Genomic DNA, 20,913 nt, shown 5'->3' with positions numbered 1-20,913 from the left:
TCTGCCGCCGGGCCGGGCGCCGCGATGACAGGTTGTTGCAGGTTCAGGGGGCGGGCTTGGCCTTGGCGGCGCTCTGGTCCAGCTCCTTGAGCATCTGGTCGTAGGCCGCGCAGTCGTCCGGGCGCTCCTTGCTGGAACGGCTCTTCTTCATGGCGGCGAGCTGGGCGTTGAGGCGCTTGGCGGTTTCCGGGTCGCGCTGGGTGATGGCGGCGACCTTGTCCGCGACCTGGCGGCCCTTGGCCAGGGCCTGCTGGTCGGAACAGAAGGCCCAGGCCGAGCCGGCCATGGGCAGCAGGGCCAGCACCAGGCCGGCGGCGAGTGTCCTGGTGTTCATCGTGCTTCTCCGGGTGTTGTGCCTATTCCATGGAGGCTCGAACGGGCTGCCAAGTTCAATCGAACTGGCCGGGAAGCGCAGGGGGCGGGGAGGGACGAGGGCGGGGCGATGCGGAGGGACGTGCGGTTTTCAGGCTGCCAGAAGCGACGAAGCCTCCCAGTTGTGGGAGGCTTCGCGGCGGTAGCTGCCTTTGCCTTTCAGCGGTTTTTCCTGGCGGCTGCGGAACAGCGGTTGGGCTACCAGGGACTTGGCCTTGTTCGGCCGCTTGGCTTTCTTCGCCATGCTCTTCTCCTCGGGATGAACGCCCGCCCATTGCGGGCGCGGGCATCATCGGCGCTTTCGCCGGGAATGTCCATGCTCGGCTCAGGCCTTTGGTCGGTTGCGCCGGACCTCGCCGGGGGTGACGCCGAAGCGCTGCTTGAACAGGCGGCTGAAGTGGGCCTGGTCGGCGAAGCCCCAGCGGTAGGCCAGCTCGCCCAGCGGCAGGTTCGGCGGGCCGCTGCTCAGGGCCTCGTGGCAGGCCAGCAGACGCAATGCGCGAATCCATTCCTGCACGCTGCGGCCGCTGCCCTGGAACAGGCGGTGCAGGTAGCGCACCGAAATGCCGCAAGCCGCGGCGATGCTGGCTGGACTCAGGTCGTTGTCGCCGAGGTGGCGGTGGATGTGCCGCTCGATGCGCAGCAGGTGGGCGGCGCTCACCGCGCTTTCGCCGCTCTCGCCCGGGGCCTGGCGCTCCAGGGCCAGGCCCAGCAGTTCCATGAGCTGGCGGCCAAGGTGCGCTTCGTCGCCGGGGTGCAGTTCGCCGAGGCGCCGCACGCACAGCTCCAGGTAGTCGACGAAAAGGGCGCCGGCGCCCTGGCTGGCGTCGAAGGCCAGGGCGCAGAGGCGATCGGGTGCGGCCACGTGGCGGCGCAGGGTGGTCTCGGGCAGCTTGAGCACGCGCAGCAGGTTGTCCTGGGCGTAGTGGAACTCGTAGGGCTCGGCGCTGCGCTCGAGGACGAAGGACCCGGGCGCGCAGCGGATGCTGCGGCCGCGCTGGGTAAATTCGAAACAGCTGTGCAGCGGCAGCGTCAGCAGGAACGACGCCTCGTCGCAGGCGCTCAGGTGGCGTGTCTGGCGGCGGTAGCACAGCGGCGTGGAGCGCAACTGGGAGAGCGACACTTCGCCCAGGTCGAAGAGCTCCAGGCTGGCGCACAGGGGCTGGGGCCCGGTGTAGTCCAGTTCCAGCGGGAAATAGGCGCCGCTGACGCACTGGTTCCAGTAGGCCTGGCGCTGTTGTTCGGGCTGGCTGGCGGTGTCGAAGCGGGCGATGGCGGTCATGGCGGGCGCTGTGTGGCTGGCGTGCAGGGGCGTTTTCCAAGCAGGTCCCGTGCCGCATCCCGGGCAACGGCCGGGGCGGGGCCCCGGCCGTGCGGCTCAGCGCTGGCGCGTCAGGCGGTAGCAGCCGGACTCGTGCAGCTCGACGACCCAGCCGGGGCGGATGAGGATGTTGGTGGTGGCTTCCTCGATCACCGCCGGGCCGTGCAGGCGGTCGCCGGCCAGCAGCAGGGCGCCCTGGTAGACCGGCGTGTCGGTGCGGATGCCGTCCTCGCCGAAGAGCATCGGCCGGCTGCCGGCCAGGGCCCGCCGGGCGTGGCCGTCGCTGGCCGCCAGGCTGGGGAAGGGCGGGCGCGAGACGCGGCCGATCACCTGGCTTTCCAGGTTGACGATCTCCACCGGGTTGTCCGCCTCGGCGTAGGTGTAGAGCGCCTCGTGGCGGCGGTGGAAGGCTTCGACTATGGCCGGCAGGGTGTCGGCGTTGACCTGCAGGTCGCCGATTTCCACCGTGCATTCGTGGATCTGCCCGACGTAGCGCATCTCCAGGCTGCGCACCACGGCGATGTCCTCGTCGCGGAAGCCGTCGCCGCGCAGGGTGGCGCGGCCCTGCTGCTCCAGTTCGGCGAAGGCCGCTTCCAGGCCGGCCAGGTCGGCGTCCTCGCGGGCGAGGATGGGGTAGGTGGCCAGGTAGTTGTGCTTCACGTCGGAGAGAATCTGCCCGAGCGCGCACAGGCCGGAGGCGACCTTGGGGATCAGCACGGTGTCGATGCCCATGTCCTCGGCCAGCGCGGTCATGTGCACGCCCGCCGCGCCGCCAGCGCCGATCAGGGCGAAGTCGCGCGGGTCGTAGCCGCGCTCGATGGACACGCGGCGGATGCCGTTGACCATGTTGGCGTTGACGATGGCATGGATGCCCCAGGCCGCCTTGTCCACGTCCATGCCCAGGGGCCCGGCGATCTTCCCGCGGATCGCCGCCAGCGCCGCCTCGCGGTCCAGGCTGATGCGCCCACCCAGGCGCGCCTCGGGGTTGAGGTAGCCCAGGGCAAGGTTGGCGTCGGTCACCGTCGGCTGCTCGCCGCCCTGGCCGTAGGCCACCGGGCCGGGGCTGGAGCCGGCGCTCTGCGGGCCCACTTCGAGCATGCCGTAGGGGTTGATGTGGGCGATGGAGCCGCCGCCGGCGCCGAGGGTCTCGACCTGGATCATCGGCACGCCGATGCGCTGGCGCAGGAAGTCGGCGTCGCGGCTGAGGTTGGTCTTGCCTTCGCGGGTCAGGGTGATGTCGAAGGAAGTGCCGCCCATGTCCACGGTGATGACGTTGCGGATGCCGAACGGCTGGGCCACGAACAGCCCGGCCTGGGGCGCCGAGGCCGGGCCGGAGTTGATCGCGTTCACCGCGCGGCCGCGCATGTGCTCGCCGGTGGCCAGGCCGCCGTTGGACTGGAAGTAGCGCACCGGGCGCTGCGCGCCGAGCTGGCGGAAGTAGTCGTCGATCTTCGCCACGTAGCGCGCCATCACCGGGCTCAGGTAGGCGTTGACCAGGGTGGTGGAGGTGCGGGTGTATTCGCGGATCTGCGGGAACACCTCGGTGCCGCTGCAGACGAACACCCCCGGCAGCATCTCGCGGAGGATGGCCGCGGCGCGCTGCTCGTGGGCCGGGTTGCGCACCGACCAGAGGAAGGACACGGCGACCGCCTCCACGCCCTGCTCGGCGAACAGCCGCGCGGCCTCGCGCACGTCGTCCTCGTTCAGCGGCGCGTGCTCGCGGCCGTCGGCGAGGATGCGCCCGCGCACCGGGCGGCGCAGGAAGCGCGGGGCCAGTTGCGGCGCCGGCGGGTAGTCGGGGTCGTAGCGGTAGCCTTCTTCCTTGTGGCCGAGGCGGATCTCGATGCTGTCCTCGTGGCCGGCGCTGGCCAGCAGGCCGACCTTGACGCCCTTCAGCTCGATCAGCGCGTTGAGCGCCACGGTGGTGCCGTTGATGCAGAGGTCGCAGTTGGCGACGACCTCCTGCACCGGGCGGCCCAGCGCCTGGCTGATCTGGCGCAGGCCGTCGGCGATGGCCAGGGTGCCGTCCTGCGGGGTGGAAAGGGCCTTGAACAGGTGAACGCGGCCTTCGCGCTCGGCCAGGATGAAGTCGGTGAAGGTGCCGCCGGCGTCGACACCGAGGCGGTATTGGCTGTGCATGTCGGTTTCCTCAGGCGGTTTGGCGGCGTTGGGCGGTGGCAGCTTGGTCGACTTCGCCGGCGGGGCTCAGCACCACGCCGTAGTCGAGTTCGGCGCCCTGCGGCGAGACCAGGCCGTCGCGCACGTCGCGGGCGACCGCCTCGGGCAGGCGGCGGAAGGCCGGGCCGTAGCCGCCGCCACCCGGGGTGCGGTTGACCAGGCGCTCGCCGGGCTTGAGCACGGTCATGACGTTGCGGGTGTGCTTCTCGTGCGCGCCGCCGCGGACGATCTCCACGCCGCCCAGCTTGGGTGCGTCCAGGCCGTTGGCCGCGCCGGCGGCGCCCATGGTGGTGCGCTGGCGGCCTTCGCCGAAGGAGATCACGGTCATCTCGTGGTCCAGCGGCTCCACTTCCAGGCAGGTGCCCGAGCCGCCGCGCAGCTGGCCGGCGCCGGCGCTGTCGGCCATCAGGCCGTAGCGGTGGATGAGGATCGGGTAGCTGTACTCCAGCAGCTCGATGTCCCCGGAGTAGAGGGCGCCGAAGCAGCACAGCGGGCCGCAGGCGTGCCAGCCGTCCAGCTCCGAGGTGGCGCCGGCGCCGGAGATGATCGAGGCCAGCACCATGGTCACGTATTCCTCGCCGGTGCGTGGGTCGACGCCGGCGATGTTCACCCCGCTGGTGTGCCCCCAGGAGGCGGTGACGCGTTCCGGCGCGGCCTGTTCGAAGGCCTGGCGCACGGCGTCGGTGAGGGTTTCCATGGGCGTGGTGGTGCAGTTGACGTGGGGCGCCGGTTCCTCGGCGTTGCACAGGGTGCCTTTCGGCCCCAGGTCCACGGTCACGCAGCGGTACAGCCCGGCGTTATAGGGCGGCGGCACCTGGGCGAACATCATCAGCCCGAGGTAGATGCCCGACATCGAGTTGCCGGCGTAGGAGTTGATGAAGTAGGGCACCTGCGGCGGGCTCTGCACGGCGATGTGGCAACTGTCGTCCTCGATGGTGACGGTGGCGCTGATGGCCAGTTCGCCCAGGCCGTGGCCGGAGTCCTCCAGCACCGCGTGGCCGGTGTAGCTGCCGTCGGGCACCGAGCGGATCAGCTCGCGCATCTGCCGGTCGGCCATGTCCTTCAGCTCGGCGATGCACTCGCGCACCGTGGCCACGCCGTACTTGTCCAGCAGGGCGACCAGGTTGCGCTCGCCGACGCGGCAGGCGCCGTACTGGGCGTTGAGGTCGCCCTCCTGGTTGCGCCGGGCGCGCATATTGGTGAGCAGCAGGTTGATCACGTCCTCGCGGCGGCGGCCCTTTTCCCACAGCTTCACCGGCGGGATGCGCAGGCCTTCGGCGTAGATTTCCTTGGCGTCGGGGTTGTAGCCGGCCGGCACCGGGCCGCCGATGTCGGTGAGGTGGCCCTTGCACACGGTCCAGAACACCAGTTCGCCCTGGTAGAACACCGGCTTGTACATGCAGCAGTCGATGATGTGGCTGCCGGCGTAGGTGGGGTCGTTGTGGTAGATCACGTCGCCTTCGGCGATGTCGTCGCCGAAGTAGCCGGACACGGCTTTCATCGCCGGGATCAGCGAGCCCAGGTGGATGGGGATGTCCTGGCCCTGCAGGATCATTTCCGAGTGGTGGTCGAAGAGCGCGTTGGAATAGTCGTGGGCGAGGTTGAAGACGCTGGAACGGCTGGTTTTCTCCAGCGTCAGGGTCATCTCGCGCTGGGTCATCTCCAGCGCGCCGCGCACCACGGCCAGGGTAATAGGATCGGCCGGCATCGCTTTGTTCTCCTTATCGGCGGGTCGATGGGGCGACGATAGGGAGGCGCCGGCCGGGCGTATTGCGCGGCAGCGCAGTGGTTTTTGTCGTACAGCGCACAGGTGCCGAACGGGGGCTTTCCGGCATCAATCTGTAGGAGCGGGCCCTGCCCGCGATTCGCGCGCAGGGCGCGCTCCTACGAGATGCCGTGCGACTGTCTTGCCCACTGCACCGAGGCGCTTTTCGTAGGATGGGTTGAGCTTGCGAAACCCATGCGGTGGTGGTGATGGGTATCGCTTCGCTCAACCCATCCTACGGGTGTCGTGTTTGTCGGAGGATGTATTCGCGATTGCGCCAGGCCGGAGATCAGCCCGGCGGCAGCGGCAAACGCTGGCCGGCCAGCAGCAGCGCCAGGCGCGCCAGGCCGTTCCAGGCGTCGCCCTGGGCCTGGCCCTTGATCTGCGCGTCGATCAGCTGGGCGTCCTGCAGCAGCTGGTTCCAGCGGTTGCCGCTGTGGCGCTGCAGGGCGCGGGTGAGCAGGGGGCGGCGTTTGTCCCACACCGGCGGGCGGCATTGGGCGAAGGCCTTGTCCAGGGGCACGCCCTGGCCGAACTGCTGGGCGATGCCGGCCAGCTGGCGGATTTCCCGGGCCAGGGCCCAGAGGATCACCGGCGGCTCCACGCCCTCGCCGCGCAGGCCTTCGAGCATGCGCAGGCTGTGCGCGGCTTCGCCGGCCAGGGCCGCGTCGATCAGGCCGAACACGTCGAAGCGCGCGCTGTCGGCCACCGCCGCCTGCACGGTGGCGGCGTCGAGCTGGTTGCCGTCGGCCAGCAGCTTGAGCTTCTCGATTTCCTGCGCGGCGGCCAGCAGGTTGCCTTCCACCCTTGCGGCGATCAGGTCCACCGCGTCCTGGCTGGCGGCGAGGCCGGCCTGGGATAGGCGCTGGCGGATCCACTGCGGCAACTGGTGCACGTCCACCGGCCAGATCTGGATGAACTGCGCGGCCTCGCCGTCGATCAGCGCCTTGGCCCACTTGGTCTTCTGGGTGGCGCCGTCGAGCTTGGGCAGGGTGACCAGCAGCACCGTGTCTTCCGGCGGGCGCTGCAGGTATTCCTGGAGGGCGGCGGCGCCCTTGTCGCCGGGCTTGCCGGAGGGCAGGCGCAGTTCCAGCAGGCGCTTTTCGGCGAACAGCGAGAGGCTGGCGCCGGCTTCCAGCAGCAGGCCCCAGTCGAAGTTGGCCTCGGCGTTGAACACCTGGCGTTCGCTGAAATCACGCTGGCGGCAGGCGGCGCGGATGGCGTCGCAGGCTTCCTGGCAGAGCAGCGGTTCGTCGCCGCTGACCACGTAGACGGGGGCCAGGCTGCCCTGCAGGTGCTTGGCGAGTTGGGCGGGATTGAGCTTCATGAAAGTACTGGGGCCGGCATGGCCGGCCCCCTGGTCCTCTTACTGCGCCTTGGGCAGTTCGATCGGCGACTGCTGCGGCTGCTGCCTGGCCGCCTCGTCCGCGGCCTTGAGCGCGTCGGCTTCGGCCTTGGCCTTGGCTTCGGCCTGCTGCTGCAGGTATTCCAGGCGGGCCGGGGTGAGCATCTGCAGGCGCAGGGAGAGCTGCTGCACCAGGTCGCGGCGCATTTCCTTGCGCAGCTGGGCGGCTTCCTGGTCGGAGCCGATCAGGTTGTTCTCGTCGTGCAGGTAGACCTTCTGCACCTCGACCTTGTCGGTCATCAGCAGCAGGTTGTCGGCGCCGCGCACTTCGTAGTCGACCGTGGTGGTCAGCTCGTACTCGGCACTGCGCGCCGAGCTGCTGTAGCTGGCGGTGCGCTGGGTCTCGGCCTCGCGGGCGAGGAACAGGTGGTAGGGCGCGCCCTTGGTCACTTTCACGCCGCTGTTCTCCAGCAGGCGCTGCAGGTCCTTGACGGTGTCGCCATAGGCGTTGCGCGCGCTCAGGTCGACTTCCTTGAGCGCGAAGTTCGTATCGCCCAGGCCGCGCAGGTGGAAACCGCAGGCGGCCAGCACGGTGGTCAGGCCGATCAGCGCGATGCCGGTCAGGATACGTTTCATCAAGCTTCCCTCACTCCTGTTGATCCGGGTTGCCCGCGGCAAGCGCCGCGGGCGAATGCCATCAGTTGGCGACGATGTTGACCAGCTTGCCGGGGACCACGATCACCTTGCGGATGGTCAGGCCGTCGGTGAAGCGCAGCACGTTCTCGTTGGCGCGGGCGGTGGCCTCGACGTCTTCGCGGCTGGCCTCGGCCGGCACCTCGATGTGCCCGCGCAGCTTGCCGTTGACCTGCACCACCAGTTGCAGGGTGTCTTGCACCAGCGCGCTCTCGTCGACCTGCGGCCAGGGCGCGTCGATCACCGCGCCGGTGTGGCCCAGCTCGTGCCAGAGCACGTGGCAGATGTGCGGGGTGATCGGCGCCAGCAGCAGGGCGACGGTCTCCAGGCCTTCCTGCAGCAGGGCGCGGTTGCCGGCGCCTTCCTGCGGGACCTTCTCCAGCACGTTCATCAGCGTCATCACCGCGGCGATGGCGGTGTTGAACTTGTGGTTCTGGCCGATATCCTGGCTGGCCTGCTTGATGGCCAGGTGGATGGCGCGGCGGATTTCCTTCTGCGCGTCGTCCAGCGTGTCCTGCGCCACGGCGGCAGCGAAGCCGGCGTTGACGTGGGCCTGGGCCAGGCGCCAGACGCGGCGCAGGAAGCGGCTCGCGCCCTCGACGCCGGAGTCGGACCATTCCAGGCTCATGTCCGGCGGCGAGGCGAACATCATGAACAGGCGGCAGGTGTCGGCGCCGTAGGCGTCGATCATGGCCTGCGGGTCCACGCCGTTGTTCTTCGACTTGGACATCTTCTCGGTGCCGCCGATCTCCACCGGCAGGCCGTCGGTCTTCAGGCGCGCGCCTATGACCTTGGCCTTGGCGTCGCGCTCGACTTCCACGTCGGCCGGGTTGAACCAGTCCTTGCCGCCGTTGGCGGTGGTGCGGTAGTAGGTCTCGGCGACCACCATGCCTTGGGTCAGCAGGTCCTTGAACGGCTCGTCGGAGTCGATCAGGCCCTCGTCGCGCATCAGCTTGTGGAAGAAGCGCGCGTACAGCAGGTGCAGGATGGCGTGCTCGATGCCGCCGATATACTGGTCCACCGGCAGCCAGTAGTTGGCGGCCTTCTTGTCCAGCATGCCGTCTTCGAACTGCGGGCAGGCGTAGCGGGCGAAGTACCAGGACGATTCGACGAAGGTGTCCATGGTGTCGGTTTCGCGCTTGGCCGGCTGGCCGCATTTCGGGCAGCTGCACGCGTAGAATTCCGGCATTTTCGCCAGGGGCGAACCGGCGCCGTCCGGCACCACGTTCTCCGGCAGCACCACCGGCAGCTGCTCGGCCGGCACCGGCACGTCGCCGCAGGTCTCGCAGTGGATGATCGGGATCGGGCAGCCCCAGTAGCGCTGGCGGCTGATGCCCCAGTCGCGCAGGCGGAACTGGGTGCGCGCCTGGCCCAGACCCTTGGCGGCCAGGTCGGCGCCGATGGCGTCGAAGGCGGCCTGGTAGCCGAGGCCGTCGTACTTGCCGGAGTTGACGGTGCGAATGCTGTCGTCCTTGGCGCCGTACCACTCCTGCCAGGCGCTGGCGTCGTAGCCGTCGTCGCCGGCGGCCAGGGTGATCACCTGCTTGATCGGCAGCTGGTACTTGTTGGCGAATTCGAAGTCGCGCTCGTCATGGGCCGGCACGGCCATCACCGCGCCTTCGCCGTAGGTCATCAGCACGTAGTTGGCGATCCACACCGGCAGCTTCTCGCCGGTCAGCGGGTGCTCGACGAACAGGGAGGTGGCGACGCCCTTCTTCTCCTGGGTGGCGATGTCCGCCTCGGCGACGCCGCCGCGCTTGCACTCGTCGATGAACGCCTGCAGGGCCGGCTCGCGCTGGGCGGCCAGGGTCGCCAGCGGGTGCTCGGCGGCCACGGCCACGTAGGTGGCGCCCATCAGGGTGTCCGGACGGGTGGTGAAGACCTTCAACTGGCCGGCCTCGCCGATGGAGGCCTGGTCGTAGGGGAAGGCGATCTCCATGCCGCGGGACTTGCCGATCCAGTTGCGCTGCATGGTCTTGACCTGCTCGGGCCAGCCCGGCAGGTGGTCGAGGCTTTCCAGCAGCTCTTCGGCGTAGGCGGTGATCTTGAAGTAGTACATCGGGATTTCGCGCTTCTCGATCAGCGCGCCCGAGCGCCAGCCGCGGCCGTCGATGACCTGCTCGTTGGCCAGCACGGTCTGGTCCACCGGGTCCCAGTTCACGGTGCCGTTCTTGCGATAGATCACGCCCTTCTCGAACAGGCGGGTGAACAGCCACTGTTCCCAGCGGTAGTAGTCCGGCTTGCAGGTGGTGACTTCGCGCGACCAGTCGATGGCCAGGCCCAGGCTGTTGAGCTGGGCCTTCATGTAGGCGATGTTGTCGTAGGTCCAGGCGGCGGGGGCGACGTTGTTCTTCATCGCGGCGTTTTCCGCCGGCATGCCGAAGGCGTCCCAGCCCATCGGCTGCAGGACGTTCTTGCCCTGCATGCGCTGGTAGCGGCTGATCACGTCGCCGATGGTGTAGTTGCGCACGTGGCCCATGTGCAGCTTGCCGCTCGGATACGGGAACATCGACAGGCAGTAGAACTTCTCCTTGCCGGGGACTTCCTCGACGCGGAAGGAGTTGTGTTCGTTCCAGTACTTCTGGGCCTGGGATTCGATCTCGAGAGGCTGGTATTGCTCGTGCATGGCGCGACTTGGACCTGTACGGAATAGACGGCGCGGCCGTGGGAGCGGAGCGGGCGCTCCCGTCTTGCCGGGGCACCGCGGCGGTCGGTCGGCAAGGGGCTGCATAAAGCCTCGTAGCATACATGAGCCCTCCCCGAGCCGGTAGCCCGCGCCGTTTGTCGCGCGCTCGGTGGCCCGGGGGCCGGGGCGCTAAGCTTGGCCTGAGGGCGGGAGGTTTCCGCCTGCTTGAGGTGACTGATGGCTGAGCTGCATCGTGCAAGTTTGTCGGGTCCCGGTCTTTATGAGCGGTTGTTGCATCGACTTGAACTGGCCCTGGACGAGGCCGAGACCGCGGAACGCCTGCGCGATGAGCATCCCGAGGAATTGGAGTTGCGCGGCCTGAGCAGCGCCGAGATGCAGCTGATCCGCGCCTACCTCGACCAGGACGTCAACTGGCTGCGCGGCTGGCACGCCGCCGCCGAGGAACTGGCGCTGATCGAGCACGCTCCCGCCCGCTCCACGCGGGCGCGCCTGGGCGGCAGCGCCGGCAAGACGCGTCCGTCCCACCGCCACCTGCAATTGCTCTGCGCGCTGTGCGGCACGCCGGTTGTGTACAACCGCCAGCACGGGGTGATGCCCTGCGCTTCCTGTGGTTCGCAGTTGTTCCGCGGCTCCCGCGGGCGTTGATTCCGCGCGTTCATCCGCTAGGCTGTGGCGCTCCATGAAAGGAGCCGCCGATGCCGTTGCGCTATCTCATCAAGCAGATCCTGATGCCGCCGGGCATCCTGCTCATTCTCCTGTTGCTGGGCTTCGTCCTGCGCCGCCGTCGGCCGAGGCTGGCGTTGGCCTGCTTCGTCGCCGGGTTCGCCGGCTTCTGGCTGCTCAGCCTGCCGCTGACGGTGGAGTGGGGCGCGCGCCTGCTGGAGCGCCAGCCAGCCCTGGCGCGTTCGGAGTGGGCGGGGCTGGCGCAGCGCGCCGAGGCCATCGTCATCCTCGGCGCGGGCCGCGAGCGCGGCGACCCGGCCTGGGGCGACGACCAGCCCGGGCTCATGGCCCGCGAGCGGCTGCGCTACGCCGCGCGCCTGGCCAAGGCCAGCGGCTTGCCGATCCTGACTTCCGGCGGCCTGCACTACGGCACGCCGCCCAGCGAGGCGCAGATCATGGCCACCAGCCTGGCGGACGACTACGGCGTGAGCGTGCGCTGGCAGGAAGGGCGCAGCCGCACCACCTGGGAGAACGCCGCCATGAGCGCGGAAATTCTCCGCCAGGCCGGCGTGCGCCGCGTGGTGCTGGTCACCCAGGCGCAGCACATGCCGCGTGCGCTCTGGAGTTTCGAGGCCAACGGCCTGGAGGTGGTGCCGGCGCCGATGGGCTTCATCGGCGTGGACAACGCCCGCCCGTTCGGCGGCTGGCTGCCGGAGGCCAAGGCGTTCTGGCAGAGCAACCAGTTGCTCAACGAGGCGCTGGGGTTGTTGGGGTACCGGTTGTTATATCGCTGAAGGGATGCATCGCGGACTTTGTCCGCGATTCGCGCGCAGGGCGCGCTCCTACAGGGGAACGATGTGGATGGGGCAACGTAGGGCGGATAACCGTTCGCGGTTATCCGCCGCCTGACCTTGGCTGCATTCCGCTCGGTGTCGAGCACGGAGCCGCTGTTGAACTCAACCTCGGCGTACAACCGCGAACGGTTGTACGCCCTACGCTCAGCCGAACATCCGGCGCTGCTCGGGCGCGGTCTGGCGGCGCGCTACGGCCCAGAGCGCCAGGACCACCGCCAGGCTGCCCAGCGGCCACAGGCGCCATTTCAGGTAGGGCGTCAGGCCCTGCATCGGGGTGACCTCGCCGCGCAGCACGCCCTGCTGGAACTGCGGGATCTCGTGGGCGATGCGGCCCTGCGGGTCGATCAGCGCGGTGACGCCGTTGTTAGTGCCGCGGACCATCCAGCGTCCGGCTTCCAGGGCGCGCATCTGCGCCATCTGCAGGTGCTGCAGCGGGCCGATGGAGGTGCCGAACCAGGCGTCGTTGCTGATGGTCAGCAGCAGCTGGCTCTGTGCCGCCAGGCCGGCTGCGAACTCCGGGTAGACCACTTCGTAGCAGATGTACGGCGCGACGGCGTAGCCCTTGGCCTTGAGCAGCGCCTGGTCGGCCGGGCCGCGGGCGAAGTCGGACATGGGCAGGTCGAAGAAGGTGATCAGGCCGCGCAGCAGGTCCTGCAGCGGCACGTACTCGCCGAAGGGCACCAGCTTCTGCTTGAGGTAGTCGCCGCTGCCGTCGCCGACCACGGTGATGCCGTTGTAGTAGTGCACGCCGTCGGCGTCGCGCTGGCGCATGGGCACGCCGGTGATGAGCGCGGCGCGCTTCTGCTTCGCCATCTCGTCGAGCATGGCCAGGTAGCCGCCGGCCTGGTCCTTGAGCAGCGGCACGGCGGTTTCCGGCAGGACGATCAGGTCGACATCGTGCTGCTCGGCGCTGAGGTCGCGGTACAGCTCCAGTTGCGCGGTGACGTGCTTGGGGTCCCACTTCATGTCCTGGGCGACGTTGCCCTGGATGGCGGCGACGGTCAGCGGCGCGCCGGCGGGGGCGGTCCAGGCGTGGCCCTTGAGGACGAGGCCGGCGATCCACGGCGCCAGCAGCAGCACCAGGCCGACGACCAGTTGCGCCGGGCGGAAGGTCAGCTGCGGCAGGTTGATCAGCAGCGCGGCGCACAGGGCGATGCTGAAGGAGATCAGCCACACGCCGCCGATCGGCGCCAGGCCGGCCAGGGGGCCCTGCAGCTGGCTGTAGCCGGTGAAGAGCCAGGGGAAGCCTGTGAGGAACCAGCTGCGGAACACCTCCAGGCCCAGCCACAGCGCGGCGAAGGCCAGGGAGTCGCTGACCGGTGCGTTGTTGCGCCGCAGCAGGCGCACCCAGGCCCAGGCCGGCAGGCCGAAGAAGAACGCCACCCCGGCGCTGAAGCCGACCACCAGGAAACCGGCCAGGGCCGGCGAGGCGCCGCCGAAGTCGTGGATGCTGTAATAGATCCAGCCGGTGCCGGCGAGGAAGGCGCCGAAGCCGTACCACCAGCCGCGCCACAACGCCGAGCCCGGGGTGACGCCACGCAGCCCGAGGTAGAACAGGGCGACGGAGAGCAGCGCCAGCGGCCAGATGCCGTAGGGGGCCAGGGCCAGCGGGGTGATGGCGCCGGCGGCGAGGGCCAGCAGGTGGCCCGGCCAGCCGGGACGGGTGATCCAGCGCATCGGTATTCCTTGGAAGCGATTTGGCGATGCGCAAGAGTAATGGAGAGACGAACGGTCGGCTATGGGGACGAGGGCGAAAAGCCACGAGGCGTCTGCGACGCTGTGTTGCAGGATGTCTGAACGGCCCGTAGGCGCGGAGCTTGTCCGCGGCGGGAGGCGCTCTTCGTAGGATGGGTTGAGCCTTGCGAAACCCATGCGGTTGCGGTGATGGGTATCGCTTCGCTCAACCCATCCTACGATGGTGCTTCCCTGGAACTGTAGGAGCGGGCCCTGCCCGCGATTCGCGCGCAGGGCGCGCTCCTACAGAGCAGCAGGCCCGCCTCAGTCGCGCAGCGGCGTCAGGCGCAGCAGGTGCAGGCGGCGGCTGTCGGCGTTGAGCACGCGGAAGCGGAAGCCGCCCAGTTCGGTGGTCTCGTTGCGCTTGGGCAGGTGGCCGAAGGCGCTCATCACCAGGCCGCCGACGGTGTCGAATTCCTCGTCGGAGAATTCCGCGCCGAAGAAGTCGTTGAAGGCTTCCACCGGGGTCAGCGCCTTGACGATGAAGTCGCCGCTGGGCAGCGGCTTGATGTAGCTGTCTTCCTCGACGTCGTGCTCGTCCTCGATGTCGCCGACGATCTGCTCCAGCACGTCCTCGATGGTCACCAGGCCCGCCACGCCGCCGTATTCGTCGATGACGATGGCCATGTGGTTGTGGTTGGCGCGGAACTCGCGCAGCAGCACGTTCAGGCGCTTGGACTCGGGCACGAAGGTGGCCGGGCGCAGCAGGTCCTTGATGTTGAAGGCGTGGCTGTCGTCGTGGAGGATCAGCGGCAGCAGGTCCTTGGCCAGCAGCACGCCCATCACGTCGTCGAGGCTCTCGCCCACCACCGGGTAGCGCGAGTGCGCCGCCTCGATGATCGCCGGAAGGAACTCGCGCGGGCTCTGGCTGGCCTTGATGCTGATCATCTGCGAACGCGGCACCATGATGTCGCGCACCTGCAGGTCGGCGACCTGGATGGCGCCCTCGACGATGGACAGCGCCTCGCTGTCCAGCAGCTTGTTGTCGTGGGCGTCGCGCAGCAGCTCGAGGAGCTCCTGGCGGTTTCTCGGCTCATGGGCAAAAGCCTGGGTGATCTTGTCCAGCCAGGACTTATGCCCGTTGCTCGATCGGTCTTCGCTCATCTTTCCTTTGCTCGTTGGCTTTTATTCTTCATCCGCCGCGTACGGGTCGGGGTAGCCCAGTTCGGCCAGCAATTGCCGTTCCAGGGCCTCCATTTCCTCGGCCTCGGCGTCTTCGATATGGTCGTAGCCCAAAAGGTGCAGGCAACCGTGGATCACCAGGTGGGCCCAGTGCGCCGCCGGCGCCTTGCCCTGTTCGGCGGCTTCGCGCTCGACCACCGGCACGCAGATCACCAGGTCGCCCAGCAGCGGGATGTCCAGCAGCTCGTCGGGTACGTCGGCGGGGAAGGACAGCACGTTGGTGGCGTAGTCCTTGTGCCGCCAGGTGCGGTTCAGTTCGCGGCCCTCGGCCTCGTCCACCAGGCGGATGGTTAGCTCGGAGTCGGCCTGGCGCTGGCGCAGGGCCAGTTCGCACCACTGGCGCAGCTGCGCCTCGGCGGGCAGGTCGGCGGCCTGGCTGGCGACCTGCAGGTCGAGTTCAAGCATCGCGGGTTTCCCCGGGGGCGCGCTCGCCGTCCTGGCGCAGCGGCTGGCGTGCCTCGAAACGCTCGTAGGCCTCGACTATGCGTTGCACCAGCGGGTGGCGCACCACGTCCTTGGGCTTGAAGTGGGTGAAGCTGATGCCCGGCACGTCGCGCAGCACTTCCATCACGTGCTTGAGGCCCGAGCGGGTGCCGCGCGGCAGGTCGACCTGGGTGGCGTCGCCGGTGATCACCGCGGTGGAACCGAAGCCGATGCGGGTGAGGAACATCTTCATCTGCTCGATGGTGGTGTTCTGGCTTTCGTCGAGGATGATGAAGCTGTTGTTCAGCGTGCGCCCGCGCATGTAGGCCAGCGGCGCGACCTCGATCACCTGGCGCTCGATCAGCTTGGCCACGGTCTCGAAGCCGAGCATTTCGTACAGGGCGTCGTACAGCGGGCGCAGGTAGGGGTCGATCTTCTGCGACAGGTCGCCGGGGAGGAAGCCGAGCTTCTCGCCGGCCTCCACCGCCGGGCGCACCAGCAGGATGCGGCGGATCTGCTCGCGCTCCAGGGCGTCCACCGCGCAGGCCACCGCCAGGTAGGTCTTGCCGGTGCCGGCCGGGCCGATGCCGAAGTTGATGTCGTGGTCGAGGATGGCCTTGACGTAGCGCTGCTGGTTGGCGCCGCGCGGGCGGATGTGCGCCTTGCGCGTCTTCAGCGTGATGCTGGGCGCTTCGCTGGAGCTGGCCAGGTCTTCCAGGCCGGATTCCTGGAGGAACAGGTGGACCATGTCCGGGGTCAGCTCGGTGCCGCTCTGCGCCTCGCGGTACAGGCGCTGCAGCAGGTGCTCGGCGGCCTGGGTGCGCGCGGCCTCGCCAACCAGTTCGAACTGGTTGCCGCGGTTGCGGATCTCGATGTCCAGGCGTTTCTCGATCTGGTGCAGGTGCTCGTCGAACTGCCCGCAGAGATTGGCGAAGCTGCGCGCGTCGAAGGGTTCCAGGGTGAAGCGATGAAGATCCAGGGGGGCGTTCAAGGTGCTGTCGGTATGACCGTTGGGAAATTAGGGATGACCGAAGAATAACCCCGGCGGCCTCTGTGGGAAAGTCGGGCGCCGGGATGCACTTCAGTGGCGGGTGGGCTCGATGAGGCGGCCGCGCAGCGAGTTGGGCAGCGCTTCGTAGATCTCCACCTCGGCGAACTGGCCGATCAGGCGCGGATTGTCGCAGGCGAAGTTGACCACGCGGTTGTTCGCCGTGCGGCCCTGCAGCTGGCCGGGGTCGCGCTTGGAGTAGTCGGTGACGAGGATGCGCTGGATGCTGCCGACCATGCGTCGGCTGATCTCGAAGCCCTGCTGCTGCAGGCGCGTGTTGAGAATCATCAGGCGCTGCTTCTTCACTTCTTCCGGGGTGTCGTCCGCCAGGTCCGACGCCGGGGTGCCCGGGCGCTGGCTGTAGATGAAGACGAAGGAGTAGTCGAAACCGACTTCTTCCACCAGCTTCATGGTCTGTTCGAAGTCCTTGTCGGTCTCGCCGGGGAAGCCGACGATGAAGTCCGAACTGATGCAGATGTCCGGCACCGCGGCCTTGAGCTTGCGGATGCGCGACTTGTATTCCAGCGCGGTGTGGTTGCGCTTCATGGCGGCCAGCACGCGGTCCGAGCCGGACTGCACCGGCAGGTGGACGAAGGGCACCAGCTGCGGCAGCTCGGCGTGGGCGGCGATCAGCGCGTCGCTGAACTCCAGCGGGTGCGAGGTGGTGTAGCGGATGCGCTCGATGCCGTCGACCTCGGCGACCACCCGCAGCAGCTCGGCGAAGTCGGCGATGCGCCCGTCATGGGTGGCGCCGCGGAAGCCGTTGACGTTCTGCCCCAGCAGGGTGACTTCCCTGACGCCGTTCTCGGCCAGGTGGATGACCTCGGCGAGCACGTCGTCGAACGGCCGGCTGACTTCCTCGCCGCGGGTGTAGGGCACCACGCAGAAGCTGCAGTACTTGCTGCAGCCTTCCATCACCGAGACGAAGGCGGTGGGGCCGTCGACCCGCGGTTCGGGCAGGCGGTCGAACTTCTCGATCTCCGGGAAGGACACGTCCACCTGCGGTTTGCGGGTGGTGCGCACGGCGTCGATCATTTCCGGCAGGCGGTGCAGTGTCTGCGGGCCGAACACCACGTCGACGAACGGCGCGCGCTCGCGGATGGCGGCGCCTTCCTGGCTGGCCACGCAGCCGCCGACGCCGATCACCAGCTCCGGCTTGCGCTGCTTCAGGGCCCGCCAGGCGCCCAGTTCGGAGAACACCTTCTCCTGGGCCTTTTCGCGGATCGAGCAGGTATTGAGGAGGATCACGTCGGCTTCTTCGGCCTTCGCGGTCAGCTCCAGGGCATGTTCCTCGCCCAGCAGATCGGCCATGCGCGAGCTGTCGTACTCGTTCATCTGGCAGCCGTGGGTCTGGATGAAAAGCTTCTTGGCCATGCGCGTTTCGTCGGGGAAATCCAAAATGACCGGCCATTATAGGGGCGCGCCGGGCCCGTTCCTAGGGTTGCGCGCCAGGCGGCTGTGCTATGATTCGCGCCCTCCTTTTCGCAGAACTGTCACCCGTCGTTCATGAACAAGCGCGAGAACCCGATCTACAAAGTCGTCTTCCTCAACCAGGGCCAGGTGTTCGAGATGTACGCCAAGCAGATCTACCAGAGCGATCTGTGGGGCTTCCTGGAAATCGAGGAGTTCGTCTTCGGCGAGCGCACCCAGGTGGTCGTGGACCCCAGCGAAGAGAAGCTCAAGGCCCAGTTCGAGGGCGTTATCCGCAGCTTCGTGCCGCTGCACGCGATCATCCGCATCGACGAAGTCGAGCGCCTGGGCACGCCGAAGATCAGCGAAGCCAAGGGCGGCGGCAACGTGATGCCGTTTCCGATGCCGATGCCGGACAAGAGCTAGAAGCTTGAAGCCATGAGCTGGAAGTGGCTGCATGCTTCTAGCTTCTAGCTTCTAGCTTCTAGCTTCTAGCTTCTAGCTTCTAGCTTCTAGCTTCTAGCTTCTAGCTTCCAGCTTCTTTTTTTAGGGCAACGGCGAAAACGGCGTATTGCCCGCGGTCTGCAGTTCGATCAGGTAGTTGCGGAAGATCTGCCCCAGCACCTTGCTGGCGATGTCCAGTTCGTCCTTGCTCATCTGCTCGGCGACCAGGTCGGCGCTGTCCATGGCGTCTTCGGCGCCGTTCACCGCGGCCATCTTCAGCACTATGTAGGCCTGGATGTTGTTGGCCTTGACCCCTTCGCCGCGGAAGAACATGGTCCCCAGGCGCCACTGGGCCTGGGCGTGGCCCTGCAGCGAGGCTTTTTCGTACCAGCGCAGGGCGGCGGGGAAGTCGCGCGGGGCGCGTTCGCCGGTGTAGTAGTACTCACCCAGTTCGAACTGCGCCTGGGCGTCGCCGCCATTGGCGATCTGCTGGCAGCTGGCCAGGGCCTGCTGCAGTTGCTCGGGGACGGTGTTCAGGGTGCAACGGCCGGTCGCCGGGACCAGCAGCGAGTTGCCTCCCGCCTGCGCGAACAGGGGCGAGATGAACAACAGGCTGCCCAGCAGCAGGGCGCGACCAGAACGGTACATGGGGAGAAACGGCCTCCGGCAACGGGGCGGGCACAATGCCCGGCCGGCGAAAACGTGCCGGCCTGCACATTATGAAATAAGCCGATGCTTCCTTACAAAGTCTTTACGGTGTTTTTCGCGGTTTCCGTCCGAATGGCCAAGAAACCGGCGTAGGGCTCGCCGGGAAAGCGTAACGACGGAAAATTGGCCGCGGCGGACGCCGCGGCCGGAGGGGCTTACTTGAGGGCGGCGAAGGCGCGCTCGGCGGCGTCCAGGGTCAGCTTCAGCTCGGTGTCGCCGTGGGCGATGGAGGTGAAGCCGGCCTCGTAGGCGCTGGGCGCCAGGTACACGCCGCCGTCCAGCATCAGGTGGAAGAAGCGCTTGAAGCGCTCGGCGTCGCTGGCCATCACGTCGGCGAAAGTGACGATGTCGTCCGCGCCGCTGAAGTACAGGCCGAACATGGCGCCGGCCTGGGTGGTGACGAACGGGATGCCGGCGGCATCGGCGCGCTCCTGCAGGCCCTGCAGCATGCGGCTGGTGTAGTCGGTCAGCTCGTCGTGGAAGCCCGGGCGGCTGATCAGCTTCAGGGTGGTCAGGCCGGCGGCCATGGCCAGCGGGTTGCCCGACAGGGTGCCGGCCTGGTAGACCGGGCCCAGCGGGGAAATCTGCTGCATGATCTCGCGCTTGCCGCCGAAGGCGCCCACCGGCATGCCGCCGCCGATGATCTTGCCGAAGGTCGACAGGTCCGGGGTCACGCCGTACAGCGCCTGGGCGCTGCCGAGGTGGACGCGGAAGCCGGTCATCACCTCGTCGAAGATCAGCACCACGCCGTGCTTGTCGCAGGCCTTGCGCAGGCCCTGGAGGAAGCCCGAGGCGGGCGGCACGCAGTTCATGTTGCCGGCCACCGGCTCGACGATGATGCAGGCGACGTTCCGGCCGCACTCGTCCAGGGCCTTCTCCACCGCTTCCAGGTCGTTGAACGGCAGGGTCAGGGTGTGCTTGGCGAAGTCCGCCGGCACGCCCGGGGAGTTCGGCACGCCGAAGGTCAGGGCGCCGGAGCCGGCCTTCACCAGCAGGCTGTCGGAGTGGCCGTGGTAGCAGCCCTCGAACTTGATGATGTCGTCGCGGCCGGTGTAGCCGCGGGCCAGGCGGATGGCGCTCATGGTCGCCTCGGTGCCGGAGCTGACCATGCGCACCATGTCCATGGACGGCACCAGCGAGCAGACCAGGTCGGCCATTTCCACTTCCAGCGCAGTCGGCGCGCCGTAGGACAGGCCGTGTTCCAGCTGGCGGCGCACCGCGTCGAGCACTTCCGGGTGGGCGTGGCCGAGGATCATCGGGCCCCAGGAGCCGACGTAGTCGACGTAGCGCTTGTCGTCTTCGTCCACCACGTAGGCGCCTTCCGCGTGCTTGAAGAACAGCGGGGTGCCGCCGACGCTCTTGAAGGCGCGCACCGGCGAGTTGACGCCGCCGGGGATGTGCTTCTGGGCGTTGGCGAAGAGGAGTTCGGAACGGGACATGGCGACCTCTCGTTGGGATCCGTGAAAGCGGCGCGCAGCGGCGCCGCGGGAAAGGGTTAGAACAGCGCGGCGAAGGCGCGGGCGCGGCGCTCCACTTCGGCCGGGGTGTCGGCGGCGAAGAGCGCGTTGATCACCGCTAGCAGGTCGGCGCCGCGGCCGATCAGCTCGGGGGCGTTGTCCAGGCTCACGCCGCCGATGGCCACCAGCGGCACGTTGGCGAAGCGCGCGCGGGCCTGTTCCAGCAGCTCGGGGCTGGCTTCGGAGGCGCCGGGCTTGGTCAGCGACTGGAAGAAGCGGCCGAAGGCCACGTAGTCGGCGCCCTCGGCGACGGCCTGGTCGGCCAGTTGCAGGCTGCCGTGGCAGGTGGCGCCGATGATCGCCTGGCGGCCCAGCAGGGCGCGGGCGGCGGCCAGGGAGCCGTCGGTCTGGCCCAGGTGCACGCTCACGCCCAGGCGCGCGGCCAGCTCGGCGTCGTCGTTGATGATCAGGGTGGCGCCGTGGCGCTCGCACAGCTCGCGCAGGGCCTCGGCCTCGCGCAGGCGGCGCGACTCGTCGGCGGACTTGTCGCGGTACTGCAGCAGGCGTGCGCCACCGCGCAGCGCGGCCTCGACGTAGGGCAGCAGGCGGCCGTCGGCGAGCAGCTTGCTATCGGTGATGGCGTAGAGTCCGCGGAGTTTCATGAAGGCC

The 20,913-nt window shown here is 68.4% G+C and carries 19 protein-coding genes; 3 read left to right on the top strand and 16 right to left on the bottom strand.

The window, feature by feature from the left end:
• Positions 1-43 precede the first annotated feature (43 nt).
• The 8 genes from PM1_RS26405 to leuS form a co-directional block, all read right to left on the bottom strand.
• Complete coding sequence (locus PM1_RS26405) at positions 44-334, bottom strand: hypothetical protein (RefSeq protein ID WP_009617320.1); 291 nt, start codon at positions 332-334, stop codon at positions 44-46.
• 129 nt (positions 335-463) lie between these two features.
• On the bottom strand, positions 464-616 hold the full coding sequence (arfA, locus tag PM1_RS26400) for an alternative ribosome rescue factor ArfA (RefSeq protein ID WP_009617322.1): 153 nt from the start codon (positions 614-616) through the stop codon (positions 464-466).
• Positions 617-697: 81 nt separating this feature from the next.
• Entirely contained in the window at positions 698-1,654 is a 957-nt protein-coding gene (locus PM1_RS26395) for a helix-turn-helix domain-containing protein (RefSeq protein ID WP_009617325.1), read from the bottom strand.
• Positions 1,655-1,750: 96 nt separating this feature from the next.
• The gene (gene capA, locus PM1_RS26390) at positions 1,751-3,832 is read right to left on the bottom strand and encodes a caprolactamase subunit alpha (protein ID WP_009617326.1); all 2,082 of its coding nucleotides are present in this window, start codon (positions 3,830-3,832) and stop codon (positions 1,751-1,753) included.
• 10 nt (positions 3,833-3,842) lie between these two features.
• A complete protein-coding gene (capB, locus tag PM1_RS26385) occupies positions 3,843-5,579 on the bottom strand; it encodes a caprolactamase subunit beta (RefSeq protein WP_009617328.1) in 1,737 nt (578 codons plus the stop codon).
• A gap of 346 nt (positions 5,580-5,925) precedes the next feature.
• Positions 5,926-6,963 (bottom strand): DNA polymerase III subunit delta, encoded by a 1,038-nt coding sequence (gene holA, locus PM1_RS26380; RefSeq protein ID WP_009617330.1) that lies wholly within the window; start codon positions 6,961-6,963, stop codon positions 5,926-5,928.
• A gap of 39 nt (positions 6,964-7,002) precedes the next feature.
• Positions 7,003-7,617, bottom strand: coding sequence for an LPS-assembly lipoprotein LptE (locus tag PM1_RS26375; protein WP_009617331.1), 615 nt, complete (start codon positions 7,615-7,617; stop codon positions 7,003-7,005).
• Between the two features lie 61 nt (positions 7,618-7,678).
• Complete coding sequence (gene leuS / locus PM1_RS26370) at positions 7,679-10,300, bottom strand: leucine--tRNA ligase (RefSeq protein ID WP_009617332.1); 2,622 nt, start codon at positions 10,298-10,300, stop codon at positions 7,679-7,681.
• A gap of 237 nt (positions 10,301-10,537) precedes the next feature.
• Between leuS and PM1_RS26365 the strand changes: the two genes are divergently transcribed.
• Together PM1_RS26365 and PM1_RS26360 are read left to right on the top strand one after the other, a co-directional pair.
• Positions 10,538-10,966, top strand: a complete 429-nt coding sequence (locus PM1_RS26365; RefSeq protein WP_009617334.1) for a hypothetical protein — start codon at positions 10,538-10,540, stop codon at positions 10,964-10,966.
• A 50-nt stretch (positions 10,967-11,016) separates the two neighbouring features.
• Complete coding sequence (locus PM1_RS26360) at positions 11,017-11,778, top strand: YdcF family protein (protein WP_009617335.1); 762 nt, start codon at positions 11,017-11,019, stop codon at positions 11,776-11,778.
• Positions 11,779-11,982: 204 nt separating this feature from the next.
• Here PM1_RS26360 and lnt read toward each other — a convergent pair whose 3' ends face one another.
• The 5 genes from lnt to miaB form a co-directional block, all read right to left on the bottom strand.
• Positions 11,983-13,515 carry an apolipoprotein N-acyltransferase gene (gene lnt / locus PM1_RS26355; protein WP_009617336.1) on the bottom strand — a complete coding sequence of 511 codons (1,533 nt, stop codon included), beginning with the start codon at positions 13,513-13,515 and terminating at the stop codon, positions 11,983-11,985.
• 321 nt (positions 13,516-13,836) lie between these two features.
• Positions 13,837-14,676, bottom strand: a complete 840-nt coding sequence (locus PM1_RS26350) for an HlyC/CorC family transporter (RefSeq protein WP_009617338.1) — start codon at positions 14,674-14,676, stop codon at positions 13,837-13,839.
• A gap of 21 nt (positions 14,677-14,697) precedes the next feature.
• Complete coding sequence (gene ybeY / locus PM1_RS26345) at positions 14,698-15,159, bottom strand: rRNA maturation RNase YbeY (protein ID WP_009617340.1); 462 nt, start codon at positions 15,157-15,159, stop codon at positions 14,698-14,700.
• A complete protein-coding gene (locus tag PM1_RS26340; protein WP_009617342.1) occupies positions 15,152-16,168 on the bottom strand; it encodes a PhoH family protein in 1,017 nt (338 codons plus the stop codon). Before PM1_RS26340 ends, ybeY begins: the two co-directional genes overlap by 8 nt.
• Before the next feature lie 90 nt (positions 16,169-16,258).
• Positions 16,259-17,599: a tRNA (N6-isopentenyl adenosine(37)-C2)-methylthiotransferase MiaB gene (gene miaB / locus PM1_RS26335; protein WP_009617344.1), complete on the bottom strand. Its 1,341-nt coding sequence runs from the start codon at positions 17,597-17,599 to the stop codon at positions 16,259-16,261.
• A 132-nt stretch (positions 17,600-17,731) separates the two neighbouring features.
• Here miaB and PM1_RS26330 point away from each other — a divergent pair, with 132 nt between their 5' ends.
• Positions 17,732-18,061, top strand: coding sequence for a DUF1820 family protein (locus PM1_RS26330; RefSeq protein WP_009617346.1), 330 nt, complete (start codon positions 17,732-17,734; stop codon positions 18,059-18,061).
• A 120-nt stretch (positions 18,062-18,181) separates the two neighbouring features.
• On the opposite strand, the gene PM1_RS26325 is transcribed toward PM1_RS26330, so the two are convergent.
• From PM1_RS26325 to thiE, 3 genes are all read right to left on the bottom strand, one after another.
• Positions 18,182-18,727, bottom strand: a complete 546-nt coding sequence (locus tag PM1_RS26325; RefSeq protein WP_009617348.1) for a tetratricopeptide repeat protein — start codon at positions 18,725-18,727, stop codon at positions 18,182-18,184.
• A 215-nt stretch (positions 18,728-18,942) separates the two neighbouring features.
• Entirely contained in the window at positions 18,943-20,226 is a 1,284-nt protein-coding gene (gene hemL, locus PM1_RS26320; RefSeq protein ID WP_009617350.1) for a glutamate-1-semialdehyde 2,1-aminomutase, read from the bottom strand.
• A 56-nt stretch (positions 20,227-20,282) separates the two neighbouring features.
• A complete protein-coding gene (gene thiE, locus PM1_RS26315) occupies positions 20,283-20,906 on the bottom strand; it encodes a thiamine phosphate synthase (RefSeq protein WP_009617352.1) in 624 nt (207 codons plus the stop codon).
• Between the last annotated feature and the right edge of the window lie 7 nt (positions 20,907-20,913).

It is taken from the genome of Pseudomonas sp. M1, assembly GCF_022760135.1.
In the GTDB taxonomy this organism is placed as follows: Bacteria; Pseudomonadota; Gammaproteobacteria; order Pseudomonadales; family Pseudomonadaceae; genus Pseudomonas; species Pseudomonas citronellolis.
This window is presented reverse-complemented; position numbering and strand designations above follow the sequence as displayed.